The sequence below is a fragment of the Stackebrandtia soli genome, from assembly GCF_965137155.1.
Classification (GTDB): domain Bacteria; phylum Actinomycetota; class Actinomycetes; order Mycobacteriales; family Micromonosporaceae; genus Stackebrandtia; species Stackebrandtia soli.
In genome coordinates this window covers 1-18,007 of record NZ_CBCRZX010000068.1, presented here as the reverse complement: position 1 = coordinate 18,007, position 18,007 = coordinate 1, and the positions used below count along the sequence as shown (strand labels likewise).

Here is an 18,007-nt window from a genome sequence, read left to right as displayed (position 1 = left end):
GGGCAAGGCAGGGCAAGGCAGGGCACCACAAGGCACAGCACCGCACGTCGAGCTAAAGCGAGCGCGCCGTAGCGTAGCGGGGCAAGCCAAAGCGCGACGCCGTAATGGAGCGGAGGCCAGGCGAGCGCACGCCCCTCGCGGAGCGAGCCCGGCGAGGACGTGGCGGAGCGGCGGCAGCGGTGCCGTATCGGCGACGCCGTGAACGGTCACGCGAAGCGCAGGAACGCCTCCAGCGATTCGGGGTTGGCGAGCGCGCCGGTCGAGGCGGCGACGTCGATGGGGGTGCCCGTCAGGATGCGTTTGACGGGAATCTCCAGCTTCTTGCCCGACAGGGTCCGAGGAACGGCGGGCACGGCGTGCACCTCGTCCGGGACGTGACGCGGCGACAGTCCACTACGGAGGCGCTTGGCGATGACGGCGCGCAGCGAGTCGTCGACCTCGACGCCCTCCACCGGTACGACGAACAGCAGCAGTCGTCCCATGCCGCCTTCGTTGTCCTCCAAGTGAACGACGAGCGAGTCCGCGATCTCGTCGAGGTCTTCCACGACGGAGTAGAACTCGGACGTGCCGAGCCGGACGCCGCCGCGTTTGAGCGTCGCGTCGCTGCGACCCGTGATGACGCAGGTGCCGCGCTCGGTGACGGTGATCCAGTCACCATGCCGCCAGACGCCGGGCCACGCGTCGAAGTACGCCTCGCGGTAGCGGGAGCCGTCGTCGTCGAAGAACCCGACCGGCATCGACGGCATCGGCGCGGTGACGACGAGCTCGCCCTGTTCCCCGATGAGCGGCTCACCGGCGGGGTCGTAAGCCTCCACCTTCGCGCCAAGGCAACGACAGGCGATCTCTCCCTTATAGACGGGGACGATGGGGGCGCCGCCGACGAAGCCGGTGCAGACGTCCGTGCCGCCTGACAGGGAGGTCAGGAGGACATTCGGCGAGATCGACTCGTAGACGTATTCAAATCCTTCGGGCGGCAGCGGCGAACCCGTCGAACCGATGCCGCGCAATGCGGACAGGTCGGCGACCTCGGACGGGACGATGTCGGCCTTGCGGCACGCCAACAGGAACGGGGCCGAGGTGCCGAAGTTCGTGATGCCGGTTTCGGCCGCGAGCCGCCACTGCGATTCGAGCCCGCCGAACCCGGGGTTGCCGTCGTACAACACCATCGACGCGCCGACTGCGGGAGCGGACACGAGGTAGTTCCACATCATCCAGCCGGTCGTGCAGAACCAGTAGAACCGGTCGTCCGGACCGAGGTCGTGATGCAGGGCGAGCATCTTGACGTGCTCCAGGGTGATCCCGCCGTGGCCGTGCACGATCGGCTTCGGCAGGCCCGTCGTCCCCGACGAGTACAGCACGTACAGCGGATGATCGAACGGAAGATCCATGAAGGATGGTTCGGCGGGTGCCTCGAGCAGTTCCGTCCACGACAACGCGTCCTCGACCTCGCCGCCGCTGTAGGACAGTGAGACCACGTGTTCCAGACCCGGTAGCGCCTCCCGGATCGCCGCGACCTCCCCGCGACGGTCGATGTGCTTGTCCCCGTAGAGATAGCCGTCGATCGCGACGAGGACCTTCGGCGTGATCTGGCTCCACCGGTCCGTGACGCTGCGCGTGCCGAACTCCGGCGCGCACGAGGAGAACACCGCGCCCAAGCCCGCGCACGCCAACAGCAGGACGACGGTCTCGGGAATGTTCGGCAGGTACGCGGCCACACGGTCCCCGCGTTCGACACCGAGCCGCCGCAGTCCCTCCTGGCAGGCGCCGACGGCGGAACGCAGCTGCGCCACCGTCAACTCGACCGGTTCGCGGGAGTCACTGCGCCCGATCACGATGACGTCGTCGTCGGCCCGTCCGGGGGCCGCGAGCACGGCCTTGGCGTAGTTGACCGTCGAATCCGGGAACCACCGCGCTCCCGGCATCGACGCGTCCGCCAGCGCGCCTGACGCGGTGACGTGCCGGCCCAGTTCGAAGTACTGCCAGATAGCGGACCAGAACTCGCCCGGAAAGTCCGTGGACCATTGCCACAGAGTCTCGTAGTCGGCGAACTCGGGACGGCCGATCGTCGGCAGCCAGGACATGAACCGTCCGACGCGGGTCGTCGTCAGGGCGTCCTCAGCCGGGGTCCACAGCGCAACCGGAGTCGTCATCGATACCTCTTTCACTCTCGTCGGACGACGGACGGCGTCCCATCCTGCCGCAGCGGGTATTGCGCGGATACGCAAGGATGGCCCACACGGCGACAACCGCACCCTATCGAGGAGACCCCCATGCGGCACATCGCAAGCCTGTTCGCAGGCCTCATCATCGCCCCCCTGGCTTGGCTGCTCGTCGGCGCGGGTCAGATTGGATTGAATCCCTCACTGTACGAAGCCACGGCGGGAACACCCAACCGGTACATCGCCATGGCGATGCTCGCCGGGGCCGGAATCCTGCTCGGTTCGTTGGCCGTGACGCGGATGTCACCGGCCGGGCCGGTCACCGCTGGCGCGATCCTGTTGATCGCCTTCTTCCTGTTCCGGTCGGACATTCTCGCGTTCAACGTCCCCGGTTCGCTGGCCGCCGCTAAGATCCCGGCCGGTTCGGCGATCGCGGCCGGACAACAGGGACTCGTCCTCGCGATGGCGACGCTGCTGTTGCTGACGGCGGTCGTGCCGTCGCGGTGGCGCGGCAAGCGGACCGACGACGATCGTGACCTCGACACCGCGAGCCTCGCGGCCCCCGGTTCCACGTCGTCCACGACCACGTCGAACGCCGTCGACCCGTTCGCCGGCATTTCGACCCGCTCCGAATCGGGTTCGACCGTCCCCGACGACCGGCAGGTCGACCCGTTCGCGACGGCGGAGCGCTCGCCGTACGCCGACGAGTCGTACGGCCCCGACGAGCGCGGCTACGGCCAGACTCGTGAGGAACCGTCGACCCAGCCGCAGCCCTACGCCGGTCAGTACGGCGACCAAGGGCAGGGCCAGGGCCAGTACGGCGACCGGGGTTCGTACGCCGATCAGGGCTACGGAAACCAGCAGCCGTACCGCTAGCACTCGTCCCGTCGGCGTGCTCGCGGACGGATTCGACCAGGCAGGTGTTCGCGCCTTCGGTGCGCTGGAGAGCCGGCGCACGCGCGAACCACGGCTTCGGTCAGGGATCCGACCCGATCGGCCGGGGAACGGGTACGCCTGGAATCGTTCGCGTGGAGGCAAACTCCGGCATGGACGATCTCGCGGTATTCGGCGCGTCGGTCGGGAGCGGGCATGCTTCACTCGACCGACGCGCCGCCGCTATTTGATGGCGATGGGGTTGACGGGGGATCCCGTGGCGTGGGCGATCTTCAGCGGCGCGGCGACGTAGAGGAACGCGTAGCGCCGATCGGCCGCGCAGTCGGCGGCCAGCTCGTCGAGGCTGGCGAGTTCCACGAAGACGATGCCGAGGTTGCGCACCAGCGCCCCGTGCAACACGAAGTCGCAACCGGCACTGTGGTGGGTCGCCTCATTGGCGAAGGTGTCCCCGACGAGGCACGGAATGGCGAACTCGTCGAACCAGCGGACGAGGTCGGGATGGAATTCGAGGCCCGGCTCGTCGAGTTCGACGGAGGGAATCGAACCGGTCAACCACCCGGTGCGGATCAACACGATGTCGCCGCGCTCGATCTCGATTCCCTGCGCGTGCGCGCATTCGAGCAGGTCGGACACGCCGAAGGTCTCGCCGCGTTCGAGCGACTCCTTGCCGCGATGCCGCGCCATGTCGAGCAGGACGCCCCGACCGACGATGCCGCGTTCGGAGATCGGGAGCACGCTCGCGAAATCCAGACCGTCGTTGGTGGATTCGGCGGGTTGGCCGTTCCAGATCATCCCGTCGTACCAGACGTGCCCGAGGGCGTCCACATGGGTCGTCCCTTGTAGATACATGTCGATCGTGTCGTCGGCGTACTCGAGACCGCCGGGAACGGGACGGGCGGCACCGGTCGCGTAGGTGCGCTGGTCCTGGTGGACGGTGTGCCGCGCCGGAGCCCGCCCATGCGGGGTCATCTCGTCGTCCGGGTCACCGACGCGCCGTTGAAGGGTGAAGACGCTGCCCTTCTCGACGGCGGCGACGCCACGCAGCACCTGTGCCGCGTCGAGATGGTTCAACGCCCCGATCTCGTCGTCGTCCCCCCAACGGCCCCAGTTCTTCGGCAACCCGGACAGTAGATGCCGCAGTGTTCGCACCGTCGTCTCCTATCGGCCATCGCGCCCGCTCACCCCGTACAACGAGGCGAACGCGCCGACGGTACGGGAGCATGACGGCCCGGTTGGTGCGTAAGCTCTCATCGGTCACGGTCAGGTCGAGTCGCTCGCGGCGCCGCCGAACCTCGGCACGCCAAGGATCGGCCGCCTCGACGGGTGTCTCGACGGGGACACGCTCCTCCAACAGATCGAGCTGGGCGCGCTGCAAAGACGCCTGTGCCTCCCGTTTCGGCCCTCGGTGGAACCGACGACGGGCCTTGCGGCGCGCATGCCGCCCCAGCAGCGTCGCCGTCTCCCCCGGCCACAACACCCCGAGGTCGGTCTCCTCCGCCGCGACCTGCCGGACGCGCCGTCGGAACAGCGCCCGGACCACGAGAATGACGACGAGCGCGGACACGAAGTTGACGAGGACCTTCAGACCGACCCCGATCGTCCCGGCGAGCAGCGGGCTGTCGAACAGCCAGTGCATGCCGACTGCCCAAAGGAAGCATCCGAAGGCGACCGCGAGACGAAGCGCGAGCGGCCGACCGTTCGCCGCCACGAGATAGCCGACGCCCGCGCAGGCGACCACGCTCATCGCCCAATGCGAACCGAGACCGGTGAGGACGACCCGGATCCCGATCGTCACCGCCGACGCGCCGACGGGGTCGACACCCCCCGCCTGGGCGACGGAACGGAATCCGTACAGCAGGTTCTCCACGACCTCGAAGCCGAGGCCGGACAGCGCGCCGAACACGACGCCGTCGGCGGCGCTGCGGACGAGACGGGTCGAGACGGCCGCCAGCAGCAGCACCCCGGCCGCCTTCGCGGCCTCCTCATTGAGCGGAGCCGTCGACGCCGCGCCCCACCGCGTTCCAAAGGAGATCCCGATGCCCTTCGCCCAGACCGCCTGAAGGGCGTCGTTGGCGAGGATCGCGACGCCGGTGGCGCCGAAACCTCCCCACAACAGCATCAGCCACGTCCCGCTCCACGGTGGCGCTTCGACTGGCCGCAACAGTCGACGGATCAGCGTGAGTCCGATGAGGGAGGCCACGAGAGTGACAAGGAGGTTGGGCACCACGATCTCGCCGAAGCCGCGGGCACTCGTGATAAGGGGCGGGACGATCTGCCAGGCCCCGAACGCAATGCCGACGAGCAGCACCCACAGACCCGGTGAACGCGGATCGACCCGACCTGGCATCGGGCCGGGCACCGGCATCGGTTGTGGTTCGGCGAAGGCGGTCACTGGTCGTCCTCCGTGATTCTGATCGACTCGACGGCGGTCCACGCCTCGGTGCGGGCGGCGTCGTGCCCCGCCGGGCCGAGAACGGTGCCTTCGACGGCCCGGTAGCCGTCCGACATGAACAGGAACGCCATCCCGGTGTCGGACCCGACGGTCAGCGGTGCGGCGAGTGCCTTGTGTCCGTCGGCCGTCGCGAAGGGTTCCGGGGCGCCGACGCTGACGCGGTTCCCGTCGCGGGACTGTGCCATGAGGACGCGTTCGTAGCCGTCCCACGCCTCGTCGACGGTCGGGTCGCTGCGGAACACGACGCCGCTCGCGGCCAGCATCAGTTCGTCGAGCCGGAGGACGACGTGTTGGTCGAGATTGGTCGCCGTGCGGGACAGCTCCCAACCCGGCCCGACGGTGATCTCGGCGCCCGCGAAGTGAATGGTGGTGGGGGTCGTGATCGCGCGATAGTCGCTCCACTGTGCTGCGATGGCGCGCGGGACGATGACGAGCGCGGCGAGCACGACGACGACGAGTCCCGGCACCCACCACCGCCGAGCCCCAGTGATGACGTTTCCCCACCGTGCGCGTCTGTCCACACCCGTACCGTAGCGGCTGAGACATCCCACTGCCTCGAATTCCTCGGGGACCGGACGTCCGCAGGCACGCGTCCCCGCATGGCGTTTCCTCCCGAATCCCGCCCATTCTCCATGTTGGTGGATCAGACTGGCTCCGCCATTTCGAAAGGGGAGGATGCAATGCGTTCAGAAAGGACGGTGTGGCGGCGGTGTCGTCAGGGCCTCGCGACCATCGTGGTCGCGGCCGCCGCACTCGGTTGGTCGGACCCGGCCGCGGCGGAACCGATACCGGGCGGGGGCCTGTCGGATCCGGCGGGGATATTCACGGAGCTGACGGTGACGGACCTCGGTGACGGGGGCGCCGTCTCCGCCTTCGACGGGCCGGCCTCACTGGATCCGCTCGCCGGCTATCCGGCGACGCTTCCACCGGGATCGACGGCACACGACGTCGCGTTCGCGGGCACCATCGAGGTCGAGGATCCGCTGTCCGGCCAGACCGCCCTGACGTACTGCATCGACCTGTTCACCGACACCGAGACCGGGGTTCACTACCAGGTCGGAGACTGGACCGAGGCGAACGTCCCGCACATGGGGTATGTCGGGTACATCCTGCACAACTACTTCCCCATCGTGTCCGCCCCGGCGGGGACGGATGACTTCAAGGCTTCGGCCGTCCAGACCGCGATCTGGTTCTTCACGGACCGGATCGTCCTCGACCCGTCGAGCCCGTTCTACACGGCCGTCTCGGCGATCGTCACCGACGCCCTCGCGAACGGACCGTCTCCGGAGCCTCCGGCACCGGAGCTGGAGGTCACGCCGAACACGATGCGCGCGCCGTCCACCGGGGACATCGTGGGGCCGTTCGAGGTCTCCGGCGACGGACCGGGAACGCTCAGGTCGGTCGGGGTGGAGGTCTTCGACAACCCCGACGGCGGCACACCGCTGCCCGACGGCACCTCCGTCGCGCCGGGCACCCGACTATGGGTGCGAAGCGTCTCCGACACGACGCCGCAGGGCTTCGTCCTCGAACGCAGCGTCACCGTCGTGGAGAGCACCGTGTACCTGTACGACGGCAGCAACCCGGGCAGGGACACCGCGCAGAAGCTCGTTTTGGCGCAGCAGACCGAGCTGACGAAACGAGCGGGTGCCCTGATCACGCCCTACCCGGCGGGCCATCTCGAGGTCACCAAGACGATCGCGGGCTCGGGCGCCGGTTTCCAGGGCGAGGTCGTCATCGACGTGTCGTGTGTGGACCCGGCGGATGAGACGCACGAGTACTCGGTGACGATCGACGCGGGCGCGTCCCCCGGGGATCACGTGCGCGAGATCCGCAACATCGAGGCGGGCAGCGCATGCGTGATCACCGAGTCCGCCGACGGCGACAACGACTTCGTCAACGTCACCTCGGTGACGATCGATCCGGAGACGGTGACCATCGTCGAGGACCAGACGGTGACGAGCACCGTCACCGACACGTACGAGCGCGGCGTCGGTGGCCTGGCCGTCACGAAGACGATCACGGGCGACGGCGCCGGACACCAGGGAGAGATCCTGCTGCGGGTGACGTGCGTCGACCCGTCGTCCAAGGAGACGCGGGAGTTGACGATCCCGGCGGGAGTGTCGGCGGGAACGCACGCTCTGCCGGTCATCGACGACCTCCCGGCGGGAATGCGTTGCACCGTAACCGAACCCGTGACGGGAACGCGGGATCGGGTCGTCAACGCGTCCGTCACGATCGAGCCGACGACGGTGACGATCGTCGACGGTGAGACGCTCACCGTCGACGTGTCCGACAAGTACCGGCGGATCCTGCCGGTGACCGGTTCGTACGCCGCCGGGCTGGCCGCGACCGGTGCCGGACTGGTGACGGCCGGGCTCGGGCTCGCCGGCGTCGGCCGACTTCTTCGCCGCGCGGACTAGCGTCCCGTGCAACGCCGAGGGGCCGCGCGTCGCGCGGTCCTTCGGTGTCTCCGGCGACGACGTCAGCGACGCCGGTCCACGACGGCCGGCAGCAGGTGTCGCACCTCGGGTTCGCCCTGGGCGTGGGCGCGGGCGGTGTCGAGGAGTTCCGCGTCGTAGCCGGTGGTGCGCCGATGGTGCTGTCCGATGTGTTCGGACCAGGACGGCACCTGGAACACCTCCACGAAGCGGTCGGGTTCGGCGGCGTCCCGATACAGCGCCCAGTACCTGGCGCCCGTTCGACGGCGTGACCGTTCGACGGGTCGCATCGCCACGACGAACGCCCGTTCCGCGTCGGGCGGGACGATGTAGGCGATCTGCACGAGGACGGGGCCGTCCGCGGGGTCGGGTTCGAGCGTCAACGTCGGTTCCGGCCACGTCGACACGATCGTGCGGTCCAGGGTTCCGGTGCCGCGCAACAGCGGCCACCACAGCAGACTCACGACGCCGAGCAGCAGCGCGCCCGCCGACACCCACAGCGTCGCGGGTACTCCGATCGGAGCGGCGAGCGCACCCCAGCCGAGGCTGGCGACGCCTTGCCCGCCGAGGAAGACCAGCAGGTACATGGACATTCCGCGCGCGCGGACCCAGCCTGGCAGCGTGAGCTGGAGCGCGGTGTTGAGAGTGGACAGGTTGACGAGCCAGCCGATCCCGGCGAGGACGAGCAGGACGGTCACCGTGATCGCTTCGGTCAGTACGGCGGCGCCGACCGTGCCGATGGTGAAGGCGGCGCCGCCGACACCGAGCAGGAGGTTGTCGGAGCACAAGCGACGCAGCCGGTGGATCGACACGGCGCCGACGATCGCGCCGACGCCGAGCGCTCCGAGCAGCAGTCCGTATCCGTTGGGACCGAGGTGAAGCCGCGATTCGGCGGTCACCGCGAGCAGTGCCCACAGCGCGGAGGCGGGAATGACGAACAGGGCCGAGCGCAGCAGGATCCGGCGGACGCCGGGCGCGTTGGTGACGTAGCGCATCCCGGTTCGCAGCGCGGCGGCCCAACGATCGCCGATGTCGGTGTCGGTGGGGCCGCGTCGCCAGGCGAGGACCGCGAACATCACGGCGAGGAAGGACGCGGCGTTGACGGCGAAGACGATCGCCGGTCCGGCGACGGCGACGATCGCACCGGCTATCGCGGGGCCGACGGCGCGTGCCGCGTTGATGTTGAGACTGCCGAGCGCTGCGGCGGCGGGGATGAGTTCGCGCGGAACGAGTTCCGGTTGGATCGCCTGCCAGGTGGGGGCGATGATCGCCTGACCGCAGCCCATCAGGAACGTGAGGCTGAGCAGCACGGCGGGGGTGGTGAGTCCGGCGACGGTGAGCAGCGTGAGGGCGGTCGCGAAGACCGTCATCGTGAGCGAGAGGACGACGAGGAGGCGTTTGCGGTCGATGACGTCGGCGAGCACTCCGGCGGGCAGCGACACGAAGAGGACGGGTGTGAGACTGGCGGCCTGGACGGCTGCCGTCAAAGTGGCGGCGCCGGGCTGGTGCACGAGCATCCACTGTGCGGCGACGACCTGCATCCACGTGCCCACATTGGAACCAAGTTGGGCGGCCCACAGGGTCCGGTACGCGCCGATGCGCAGCGGGGCCCATCCGCCGTCCGCCGTCGTCGCCATGGTCCTCCTCCGTGGACGACGCCCAGCCTGTCCCGCCCGTGGGGCGGCTGTCGAGGCGACTCGCCGTGGAACTGAGCGGATTCTCAGCGGGAGAACGGCTCCGACCTGCGATCGACCCGCGTCGATGACGCGTGTGGTTTCGCGCCGTTACCGTGGAGGGATGAGGCGATTCGCGCGGTGGTGGAGCTTTCGACGGTTCGTGTTGGCGGCACTGGTGCTCAGCCTGACCGGAGCCGTCCTCACCGGCGTGTCGGGATGGTGGGTGCGGTCCGGCGCCGAGGGAAACGTTTACACGGTCGACTCCGTTCCGTCGGCACCCGTGGTCCTGGTGCTGGGAGCACGGGTGTACGCGAACGGCGAACCGTCGGCGTTCCTCGCGGCGCGACTGGAACTGGCACGCCGGCTGTACGTGTCGGGCAAGGCGCGCGTGATCCTGGTCAGTGGGGACAACGGCCAACCGGAGTACAACGAGGTCGATCCGATGCGGCGGTGGCTGATCGAGCGGGGCGTACCCGAGCGGGTCATCGTCGGCGATCACGCGGGTTTCGACACCTGGGATTCGTGCGTCCGCGCCAAGCGGGTGTTCGGCGTGGACAAGCTGATCGTGGTGACGCAGAGCTTCCACGTCGAACGGTCGGTCACCCTGTGCCGCCGAGTGGGCATCGACGCGGTCGGGGTCGGCGACGACACGGCCCGCCAGTTCAAGCCACAGTGGATGTTCGGTGCCTCGCGAGAGCGCCTCGCCAACGTGAAGGCGCTGCTGGACGGACTGGCGAACCCGGAGCCGACCTTCCTCGGACCATATGAGACGGCCGTCGACGAAGCGCTTGCCAACAGCTGACGGGAATCCAGTTCAGACCCTATGTTGACATTCTCTAGAGGGCTATGTAGAGTTTCTGCATGGCTGATGTGAAACTACGTGTCACCCCATCCGTGGCACAAGTGCTCGCGGCACTGCTGAGCGCTCCCGACGCCGACCACTACGGCATGCAGCTGATGGAGGCCACCGACCTCCCCAGTGGAACCCTCTACCCGATCCTCGTGCGGCTCGACAAGGCCGACTGGGTGACGACCGCCTGGGAGGACATCGATCCGCGCGAGGCCGGTCGACCGGCTCGCCGCTACTACACCTTGACCCCGGACGGCGCCGAACTGGCGCGTGCGGCCCTGACGAAGCTCTACCGAGCGCTGTCGGACGTTCCCGGAGTCGGAAAGCCGAGGACCGTATGAGCATTCTGGACAACATGACCTCTCGTCTACTGTGGGTGGCGGCTCGCCGGTGGCCCGCCGAACTGCGCGACGACGCGCATCGCGAGTGGAACGCCGAACTCGCCTGGCTGCGCGGGGACGACGGCGAGCGCCGGGTTCGCCGCCGCGCCAAGGAACTCGCCTACGCAGCCGACCTGGCGATCGCTCCCCCTCCAGTGGGCGAACCGAACCCGTGGCGCGAGCGCGCTCCCCGCCTACGGTCGGTCCTCCACCTCGTTCCGCTGTTCATCGGCATCGGCGTCATCGCTCACCAGGCGGCGATCCTGATCCGGTATCCGTTGTCCTTCTTCGCCCGCCCGTCTGACCCATTGGTCCCCGACGTCACCACGACGGCCCTCACCATCGGTGTCCTGGCGGTACTGTGTTTCGCGGCGCTGCGCGGCGGAACGGCCCTCGGCCGGGTCACGGCGAACCGCGAACAGCGGGTACCTCTCGTCAGGATTCCGATCGCGACGCTGTCCGTGACGGTCGGGTTCGCGCTGTGCATGGTTCCGCGCCTCACCACCTGGCCGAAAACCGACTTCGGAGCGATCGCCACCACCGTCATCCCCTGGGCGATCGCGACCGCGCTGGCGGGCACACTCGTCTCGCACCTCGCTCGCCGCTCCACCACCCACATCGGACGTAATGTGGCATTGGGATCCGCCGTACTGATCGTCCTGGGCGTCGCCGTCGCGGCGGCGCTCAATCCAGCCGGAACCGACAACCCGACGGGACCCGCGATCACACCGTGGTTCGCCTGGATCATCAACACGAACCTGATCATCGGTTCGGTGTTCGTGCTCGCCTACGCCTTCGCGTCCCAAAAGGCGCGCGCCGTCGCCCCCGTTCAACGGGAAAACACGCCGATCGCCGCCACGGCTCCCCGGCAACAGTGGATCGCCGGAGGCGTGATCGCGGTATCGACAATCGGTTGGGCCGCCGTCAGCGCGTTCATGACGCCAGGGCCAAGATCCATAGTGGCCGATCTGGGCCTGAGCGGTCAACTCGCGTGGGCGACTGAACTCCGGTGGCTCACCATCCTGCTCGCGGCAGCCGGAATCGCGTCCATGTTGATCGGCCATCGTCGTTTTCTCCTGCCGGTCACCGGTTTCGTCGCCGTCGGCATCGGGCTGGACGCGGTCGCCGAACGCATCGGCCAACTCGGATTCGGCGGGTTCCTGCTGTGCGCGGCGGCCATGTCCGGGCTCGCGTTGGCCGCCTGGTGGGCGGCGCAGCGGTTCGGCGGTTCCCCATCCCTATCGCCCGGTATCCGGCCCGCGCTCGCCTTGATCGTGGCGGTGGCCACCGCGACTGCCGGCAGCCACCGGTTCTCGAGTTACGACGTACCCCCGTCGACGCCGTTGCTGGTGCTGACCGGCGCGATCATGCTCGCCGGCGCGGTTCTCGCTCTGGTGACCGCGCTGCCCGCGACGCCGAGCGGCGGTCAACTCCTCGGTTCGATCGCGCTGCTCGCCGTCTACCCGCTCGGACTGGTCGCCACGATGCTGGTGCCGCACCTGGCCCCGCTCCGGGTCGCCGCGCCGCTCCTCGGCATCGCCGTACTGGCCCTGGCGGGTTGGCGACCGTTCCGCCGACTCCGTTCCGCGACGGCGTGGACGGTGACGGTCGTCCTGGGAGCGGGTCTGGCGATTCCGGCTCTCAACGCGGCCGGATTCCTTGCTCGTCCACTGAGCGCGCTTCTATTGCTCCCCTTGGATTCGACGTTCGATCTCCATCCCGACATGGGATCCCCGCTGCCCGGCGTGCTCGTCCTCGCGGGAACTCTGGCGGCTTGGATCCTCGTTCAGAACGCCGCGTCTCGACGGAGCACCGCTCAGGTGGACGCCATGGCCGCGCAACCGGTCTGACATGGACGGCGACGGCGCCCTCACACGGTTGGGCGTTGCCGCCACCTCTCGGCCCTTCTCAGACACGACCGAAGTCCTCGTCGTCCACATTCGCTGATCAACCGATCCGCGTTCGTCAGTGATTCGGGGCGGGTCGCCACGAAGGCGACCCGCCCCGCGATCGACCGCGCGGAACACACGATCCCGGGGCCGGAGGATCGCCACCGCGCTCTCCCCCTGTCGCCCCGTTCTCGGCTCATGCGATCGCGCCGAAGATCGCGGGTCAACGACGGCCGTTCACGGCCCACCACCGTTACCGGGCACCCCGCCGCCGAGAGCACGCTGTCGATCCTCATTCCCCACGACGTGGCGCGCCCGTTTCACCTCGGCGCAGGGAAAGCGAACCCCGCACACCGAACATTCCAAAGCGATGAACCCGCGAGGTTCATGGCTAGCGAGAATGGTCCGCGCGTCACTCAACATCATCCGACAACCCCCACTCCGGATAACCCTCTGTTTTAGACGGAGAACCCGAGCACGGCCACGAACGACCATGCGTCCAGCACTCCTCCACTCGTTCCCGAGATGGCTCTACTGTGTACCAGACGAATGAGTGGCATGGAACCTGATCCGAACGGGATTCACCCAGTGAAAAACCAGATCGGTCAGCGTGACCATCCCGCCGCCCCCTTGATCCGCCATCCACGAAGAACACTCCAATCCAAAATGGGTGGTATCGCTCGGATCGGGTCGAGCCCGTCGTCCGCCTCCTTGCGTCACGGGACGAATACCCCGATGCGTCCACCGTAGGACGCTCCCGTCACAATGAAAAGAGGACACACTACTTCCGTTTTGGGGCATAGAAAACGGAGCCTCCAAAGCGGATTTCTTCCGGAGGGGCACCCATGACGACCACGAGCCCGACCATTGCGCGCCGCGTACTGGGTACGCGATTCCGGCTCGCCCGTGAGGCCCGAAAACTCACTCGCGCACGAGCGGGAGCCGAACTCGGTATGAGCGGGCAGACGATCCAACGCATCGAGGAAGGAACCCAGGGCACGAAGAAGCTCCAGGTGAACGGACTGGTCGATCTGTACGCCATCCCGAAGATGCAGGCCAGCGAGCTCCATCGGCTCGCGCTGGACGGCAACAAGCGCGGTTGGTGGCAGCCGTACAAGAAGGGTCTGATGCCCGAGCTTCCCCTCTTCCTGGAGACCGAGCAGGAGGCGTCGCACATCTTCACCCTCGAAACGGAGTACATCCCCGGTCTACTCCAGACGCCCGAGTATCTGAAGGCCGTCCAGGCGCTGTGGCCGATCGTTCCGGAGACGGCGTCCGCCGTTCGATCGTTGCGAACCCAACGACAGGATCGGCTCTTCGATCGAGAGGAGCTGCCGCGGATGACCTTCCTTATCGGCTGCGCGGCCCTGCATTACCTCGATGCCATGCCCACGGCCAAGGAAGGCCAACTCGACCGGCTGAAAGAAGTCGCGGCGATTCCCGAAGTCGACGTCCGCATCATGAACCATCCGCATGCGGCGATGTCCGGTTCCTTCAACATTCTCACTCCGGGACCGCCACTTCCCGGCGAGCCGTTCGTTTTCATTGATGCATTGGACGGCGGTCGTTACGTCGAAGACCGAGACGTAGTGTCTCTCTACGAACGGACCTTTGAGGCCGTCCGCGAGATCGCAACACCAATCGAGGAGTTCCTTACATGACCGGACGCTGGCGCAAGTCCAGCCGCAGTACTCCGAATGGCGGGAGTTGTGTGGAGGCACGATTTTCCGAGGGTGCACCGCAGGTCCGTGACAGCAAGCTGGGTGACGCCTCGCCGATCCTGGCCCTGTCCCACGGCGACTTCGCGGCCCTGTTGGACAGCGTGAAATAGCACCGCCCGAGAAGTCAATACGCATCACGGACAAGCGGCCCATCCGGTGGGATAGGGCCGCTGAAAACTGCCCACGGCACCGCCCGCACTGTCACCTTTCCGACACCACACCCCATTCGGGCTCGATACCGTGAATGATCCGGCATCCACCCCGGAGCCGGGCCACCCGTGAAGGAGCACCGGCAATGGAATTCGGAATCTGGCGCAAGAGCAGTCGCAGCAGCGCCGGCGACTGTGTCGAGGTCGCGTGTGTTCATGACGCCCAATGGCGCAAGAGCGCCCACAGCACCGGAGACGGCGAGTGCGTCGAGATCGCGCCGATCCGACACCTCATCGCCGTCCGGGACTCCAAACTCGACACGACCGGCGACTTCCCGTACCTCACCGTCGACACGGCTGAATGGTCGGGACTCATGACCGCGATCCGCGACGACGGGGCCTGATCCCGCCGGCCCTACGAGGCACGCCCACCCGGACGTCGACGGCCGGAAACGCCGACGGGCCGCCACGCCAATGGAGACGCGACGGCCCGGGACGTCCGTTCAGGGAGTGACGATCGGGAAGTTCGGGTCGAAGGTGTCCAACAGGGCCGCCAACTCGTCCAGTGCGCCGCGATCCCCGTCCAGGCGCAGCTTTCCGGCGTCGACGAGCCCCCCGACGGCGGAGGGATTCAGCAGGAACTCCGTGACGGCGGCCTTCCTCCCTCCCACGGTGAGTCGCGCGTCCGGGTTCGCCTCCTTACGGGCGTTGAGGACGCCGTTGGCTACCCAGAAGGTCCACTCCTCACCGATGTCGTCGACGGTGACGTTGACGCGGATGTCGGCGGAACCCGCCTGCATGCCGACGATGTGGACGGCCACATAGTCGAAGAGGAGGTCCATCGGCATGTTCAGGACGACGTCCTCGGCGACGGTGTTGATCGCCTTTCCGGCGTCGACACCGTTGCGCAGTTCCATCGCGGCGGTCAGGAAAATGGCCCTCCACTGTGGCCCCTCGGATTGATAGCCGAGCTGCTCGTAGGCGTCGGCCTGGAGGTTCTTCGCCTCCGTGTTGTCGGGCTCGGCGAAGACGAGATGGTGCAACAGTTCGACGACCCACCGGTAGTCCCCGTCGGCGAACGCGCCCCGGGCGTCCGCCAGCATCGCCTCCGCGCCGACGAGCGCGACGTACCGTTTCGCGGATTCGGTGGGCGGCAACGGGAACAGGTGCGCGGGATCGCCGTCCCACCAGCCGAGTTCCTTGGCGTACACGGCCTTGATGTTGTGGTTGAGCGTGCCGTGATAGCCGTGGTTGTACCAGTGCCGACCCAGCTCCGGCGGGAGCTGGATCTCCTCGGCCGCCTCGATCGGGGTGAGGCCCTTGTTCGCGAGCCGCAGCGCCTGATCGTGGATGTACTTGTAGACGTCGCGCTGCGATTCGAGGAACGCGAGCACGTTGGCGTTGCCGAACACCGGCCAGATATGCGTACCATAGTGGACTTCGACGTCCTCGCCCCAGCGGACCAGGGTCTCGTCCAGGTACCGCGCGAAGTTGCGAGCGTCCCTCGTCCGGGCGCCCCGGAGCGTCTGGATGTTGTGCATCGAGTGGTTCGCGTTCTCGGCGCAGGTCAACGCCTTGAGCTCCGGGATCCAGACGTGCATCTCCTCGGGAGCCTCCGTGTCGGGCGCGTACAGGAACTCGAAGGTGAGCCCGGCGATGCGACGCGTCTCCCCGGTCCGGGTGATCGGATCGGTCGGTGACAGGTAGGTGATGGTGTCGCCGACATTGACGGGAAGGCCGACACCGACGGACAGCATTCCCTTGGGCCCCTGGGGAAGCATTCCACCGAAACAGTACGAGGCCCGTCGGGACATGGCGGTTCCCGCGATGATGTTCTCGCCGAGCGCGTGCTTGTCGAAGGATTCGACGGTGCCCGGCGCGATGATGCTGATCTTCCCGGAGGCGACGTCGGCCGGATCGACGACGCCCTTGATCCCCGCGTAGTGGTCCACATGGGTATGGGTGTAGACGACCGCGACCACCGGCTTGTCCGTGACGTGCTTCCTGAACAGATCCATGCCCTGTCGCGCGGTCTCGACGCCGGTCATGGTGTCGATGACGATCAGGCCGTCGTCACCCTCCACGATGGTCAGATTGGCCATCGAGCTGCCACGTATCTGGTACAGGCGGTCGACGACCTTGAAGAGGCCGATGTCGACGTTCACCCGCGATTGTCTCCACAGTGACGGGTTGACGCTCTCGGGAGCGGCCTCGTTCGGTTTGAGGTAGTCGTACTTCGAGGCGTCGAATATGACGTTCCCGTTGTCCGCCAACGTCTTGCCGTCAGGTATCGCCGCGATGAAGCCCCTGTGCGCGTCCTCGAAGTCCTGCTGATCGGACATCGGGTACCGCTCGGCCGCCGCGCGGTTGGTCTCAACCGTCGCGGTCGTCGGATTCTTGGGCGTTTTCGGCACGATTACTCCTCATCACCTGAAGCGATATGAGCGCTATGTCGGGCAGAGGCCGCCCCGCCTCCGACAGCGCGGCCGGAACGCCGACGCTGCCGAACCGCCCGCGCGCTCCGGCACGCGGGCGATTCGACTCGTCGAACGGCGCGCTGACGTCGGCCTGCCACGACCTGTGGTGATGAGGCGACCACTAGACGGAATCTACGCAATCGACTCCACGAGGGAGCTGTTTTCCGGCGGATGGGCCGTCCATTGGCGACGTCGTCGCGACCGTCGACGACAGGGCGTCGGCTCGAACCGCCCACGCCCGACTCAACTTCCGGCCAGACCCGCCATGACCTCGTTTATCGCGTCGACGCACATCGCGCGCAGGACCTCGTGCGGGACGTTCGGCTGCGCCTCGCCGTCCACCAGGTCCTCCACCGTGAGGTTGGTCTTGACGACCAGGTTCTCGCTGCGGGCGACGACGGTAACCGCCCTCGACGAATCCGTGCCGTATCCGACGGCGAACGCCTCGACCTGGAGACCGTCGGTGCCGAGCTCCTCATCGTGGGCCCAGTACTCGCGGTCGTCCTCGAAGGAACCGATCGCGTAGTCGACGGTGTCGAACGCCTGGGCCGAGATCGACAGCCGCGCGATGTGCCCGGTCTCGTCGTAATTGCCGTGCTCGAACACCAGATCGCAGTTCGCGCCCGGCGTATGGCTGCTGTTCGGCAACAGGACTTCATAGCGGGCTCGGTCTACGAGGGAACAGGGGTCGTCGACCGGCCCCGGCGGGAAACTCTGCCCTGGGAACGGGGCGACGCTCGTCTCGTAGCTCTGCGGATAGGCGACGACCTCCTCCTCGGGCTCGAAGGCGCCGTCGCCGATGGCGTACCACACGAAGGCGCCGACACCGAGCAGGACGATGACGGCCAGCACCGCGGCGATGACGATTCCCGTCGAGGAACCACGCGGTTCGGGCTGGGGAGGTGCCGGTGGGGGCGGCATT

The 18,007-nt window shown here is 67.7% G+C and carries 14 protein-coding genes and 1 pseudogene; 8 read left to right on the top strand and 7 right to left on the bottom strand.

Annotation, left to right across the window (positions count from 1 at the left end; translation table 11 throughout):
- Positions 1 to 206 precede the first annotated feature (206 nt).
- A complete protein-coding gene (locus ACM9NP_RS22900) occupies positions 207 to 2,150 on the bottom strand; it encodes an acetoacetate--CoA ligase (RefSeq protein WP_415648836.1) in 1,944 nt (647 codons plus the stop codon).
- A 120-nt stretch (positions 2,151 to 2,270) separates the two neighbouring features.
- Between ACM9NP_RS22900 and ACM9NP_RS22895 the strand changes: the two genes are divergently transcribed.
- The gene (locus ACM9NP_RS22895; protein WP_415648835.1) at positions 2,271 to 3,035 is read left to right on the top strand and encodes a hypothetical protein; all 765 of its coding nucleotides are present in this window, start codon (positions 2,271 to 2,273) and stop codon (positions 3,033 to 3,035) included.
- Positions 3,036 to 3,275: 240 nt separating this feature from the next.
- Here ACM9NP_RS22895 and ACM9NP_RS22890 read toward each other — a convergent pair whose 3' ends face one another.
- The 3 genes from ACM9NP_RS22890 to ACM9NP_RS22880 are packed head-to-tail and all read right to left on the bottom strand — an operon-like array spanning position 3,276 to position 6,026.
- Positions 3,276 to 4,133, bottom strand: a complete 858-nt coding sequence (locus tag ACM9NP_RS22890) for a cyclase family protein (RefSeq protein WP_415648837.1) — start codon at positions 4,131 to 4,133, stop codon at positions 3,276 to 3,278.
- On the bottom strand, positions 4,036 to 5,445 hold the full coding sequence (locus ACM9NP_RS22885; protein ID WP_415648834.1) for a PrsW family intramembrane metalloprotease: 1,410 nt from the start codon (positions 5,443 to 5,445) through the stop codon (positions 4,036 to 4,038). The genes ACM9NP_RS22890 and ACM9NP_RS22885 overlap by 98 nt, the downstream gene beginning before the upstream one ends.
- On the bottom strand, positions 5,442 to 6,026 hold the full coding sequence (locus ACM9NP_RS22880) for a hypothetical protein (protein ID WP_415648833.1): 585 nt from the start codon (positions 6,024 to 6,026) through the stop codon (positions 5,442 to 5,444). Before ACM9NP_RS22880 ends, ACM9NP_RS22885 begins: the two co-directional genes overlap by 4 nt.
- A 159-nt stretch (positions 6,027 to 6,185) precedes the next feature.
- Between ACM9NP_RS22880 and ACM9NP_RS22875 the strand changes: the two genes are divergently transcribed.
- Positions 6,186 to 7,925 (top strand): thioester domain-containing protein, encoded by a 1,740-nt coding sequence (locus ACM9NP_RS22875; RefSeq protein ID WP_415648832.1) that lies wholly within the window; start codon positions 6,186 to 6,188, stop codon positions 7,923 to 7,925.
- Between the two features lie 62 nt (positions 7,926 to 7,987).
- Here ACM9NP_RS22875 and ACM9NP_RS22870 read toward each other — a convergent pair whose 3' ends face one another.
- The gene (locus tag ACM9NP_RS22870; protein WP_415648831.1) at positions 7,988 to 9,580 is read right to left on the bottom strand and encodes an MFS transporter; all 1,593 of its coding nucleotides are present in this window, start codon (positions 9,578 to 9,580) and stop codon (positions 7,988 to 7,990) included.
- 160 nt (positions 9,581 to 9,740) lie between these two features.
- Between ACM9NP_RS22870 and ACM9NP_RS22865 the strand changes: the two genes are divergently transcribed.
- From ACM9NP_RS22865 to ACM9NP_RS22840, 6 genes are all read left to right on the top strand, one after another.
- Positions 9,741 to 10,421: a SanA/YdcF family protein gene (locus ACM9NP_RS22865; protein WP_415648830.1), complete on the top strand. Its 681-nt coding sequence runs from the start codon at positions 9,741 to 9,743 to the stop codon at positions 10,419 to 10,421.
- Between the two features lie 59 nt (positions 10,422 to 10,480).
- Positions 10,481 to 10,810 carry a PadR family transcriptional regulator gene (locus tag ACM9NP_RS22860; protein ID WP_415648829.1) on the top strand — a complete coding sequence of 110 codons (330 nt, stop codon included), beginning with the start codon at positions 10,481 to 10,483 and terminating at the stop codon, positions 10,808 to 10,810.
- Entirely contained in the window at positions 10,807 to 12,699 is a 1,893-nt protein-coding gene (locus ACM9NP_RS22855; protein WP_415648828.1) for a hypothetical protein, read from the top strand. Before ACM9NP_RS22860 ends, ACM9NP_RS22855 begins: the two co-directional genes overlap by 4 nt.
- 884 nt (positions 12,700 to 13,583) lie before the next feature.
- A complete protein-coding gene (locus ACM9NP_RS22850; protein ID WP_415648827.1) occupies positions 13,584 to 14,399 on the top strand; it encodes a helix-turn-helix domain-containing protein in 816 nt (271 codons plus the stop codon).
- Complete coding sequence (locus ACM9NP_RS22845; protein WP_415648826.1) at positions 14,396 to 14,569, top strand: DUF397 domain-containing protein; 174 nt, start codon at positions 14,396 to 14,398, stop codon at positions 14,567 to 14,569. The genes ACM9NP_RS22850 and ACM9NP_RS22845 overlap by 4 nt, the downstream gene beginning before the upstream one ends.
- A gap of 185 nt (positions 14,570 to 14,754) precedes the next feature.
- The gene (locus ACM9NP_RS22840) at positions 14,755 to 15,012 is read left to right on the top strand and encodes a DUF397 domain-containing protein (RefSeq protein ID WP_415648825.1); all 258 of its coding nucleotides are present in this window, start codon (positions 14,755 to 14,757) and stop codon (positions 15,010 to 15,012) included.
- 99 nt (positions 15,013 to 15,111) lie between these two features.
- Here the strand turns inward: ACM9NP_RS22840 and ACM9NP_RS22835 are convergent, their stop codons facing one another.
- Together ACM9NP_RS22835 and ACM9NP_RS22830 are read right to left on the bottom strand one after the other, a co-directional pair.
- Positions 15,112 to 17,022: an alkyl/aryl-sulfatase gene (locus ACM9NP_RS22835; RefSeq protein ID WP_415648824.1), complete on the bottom strand. Its 1,911-nt coding sequence runs from the start codon at positions 17,020 to 17,022 to the stop codon at positions 15,112 to 15,114.
- 306 nt (positions 17,023 to 17,328) lie between these two features.
- Positions 17,329 to 18,007 (bottom strand): annotated as a pseudogene (locus ACM9NP_RS22830) (hypothetical protein); the annotation flags it as partial.

What these genes read in the sequence shown, in the direction of transcription:
- ACM9NP_RS22860 (WP_415648829.1), top strand. Translation starts at nt 10,481, where the DNA reads ATGGCTGATGTGAAACTACGTGTCACCCCATCCGTGGCACAAGTGCTC.
- ACM9NP_RS22845 (WP_415648826.1), top strand. Translation starts at nt 14,396, where the DNA reads ATGACCGGACGCTGGCGCAAGTCCAGCCGCAGTACTCCGAATGGCGGG.
- ACM9NP_RS22865 (WP_415648830.1), top strand. Translation starts at nt 9,741, where the DNA reads ATGAGGCGATTCGCGCGGTGGTGGAGCTTTCGACGGTTCGTGTTGGCG.
- ACM9NP_RS22840 (WP_415648825.1), top strand. Translation starts at nt 14,755, where the DNA reads ATGGAATTCGGAATCTGGCGCAAGAGCAGTCGCAGCAGCGCCGGCGAC.
- ACM9NP_RS22875 (WP_415648832.1), top strand. Translation starts at nt 6,186, where the DNA reads ATGCGTTCAGAAAGGACGGTGTGGCGGCGGTGTCGTCAGGGCCTCGCG.
- ACM9NP_RS22900 (WP_415648836.1), bottom strand. Translation starts at nt 2,150, where the DNA reads ATGACGACTCCGGTTGCGCTGTGGACCCCGGCTGAGGACGCCCTGACG.
- ACM9NP_RS22870 (WP_415648831.1), bottom strand. Translation starts at nt 9,580, where the DNA reads ATGGCGACGACGGCGGACGGCGGATGGGCCCCGCTGCGCATCGGCGCG.
- ACM9NP_RS22895 (WP_415648835.1), top strand. Translation starts at nt 2,271, where the DNA reads ATGCGGCACATCGCAAGCCTGTTCGCAGGCCTCATCATCGCCCCCCTG.
- ACM9NP_RS22855 (WP_415648828.1), top strand. Translation starts at nt 10,807, where the DNA reads ATGAGCATTCTGGACAACATGACCTCTCGTCTACTGTGGGTGGCGGCT.
- ACM9NP_RS22850 (WP_415648827.1), top strand. Translation starts at nt 13,584, where the DNA reads ATGACGACCACGAGCCCGACCATTGCGCGCCGCGTACTGGGTACGCGA.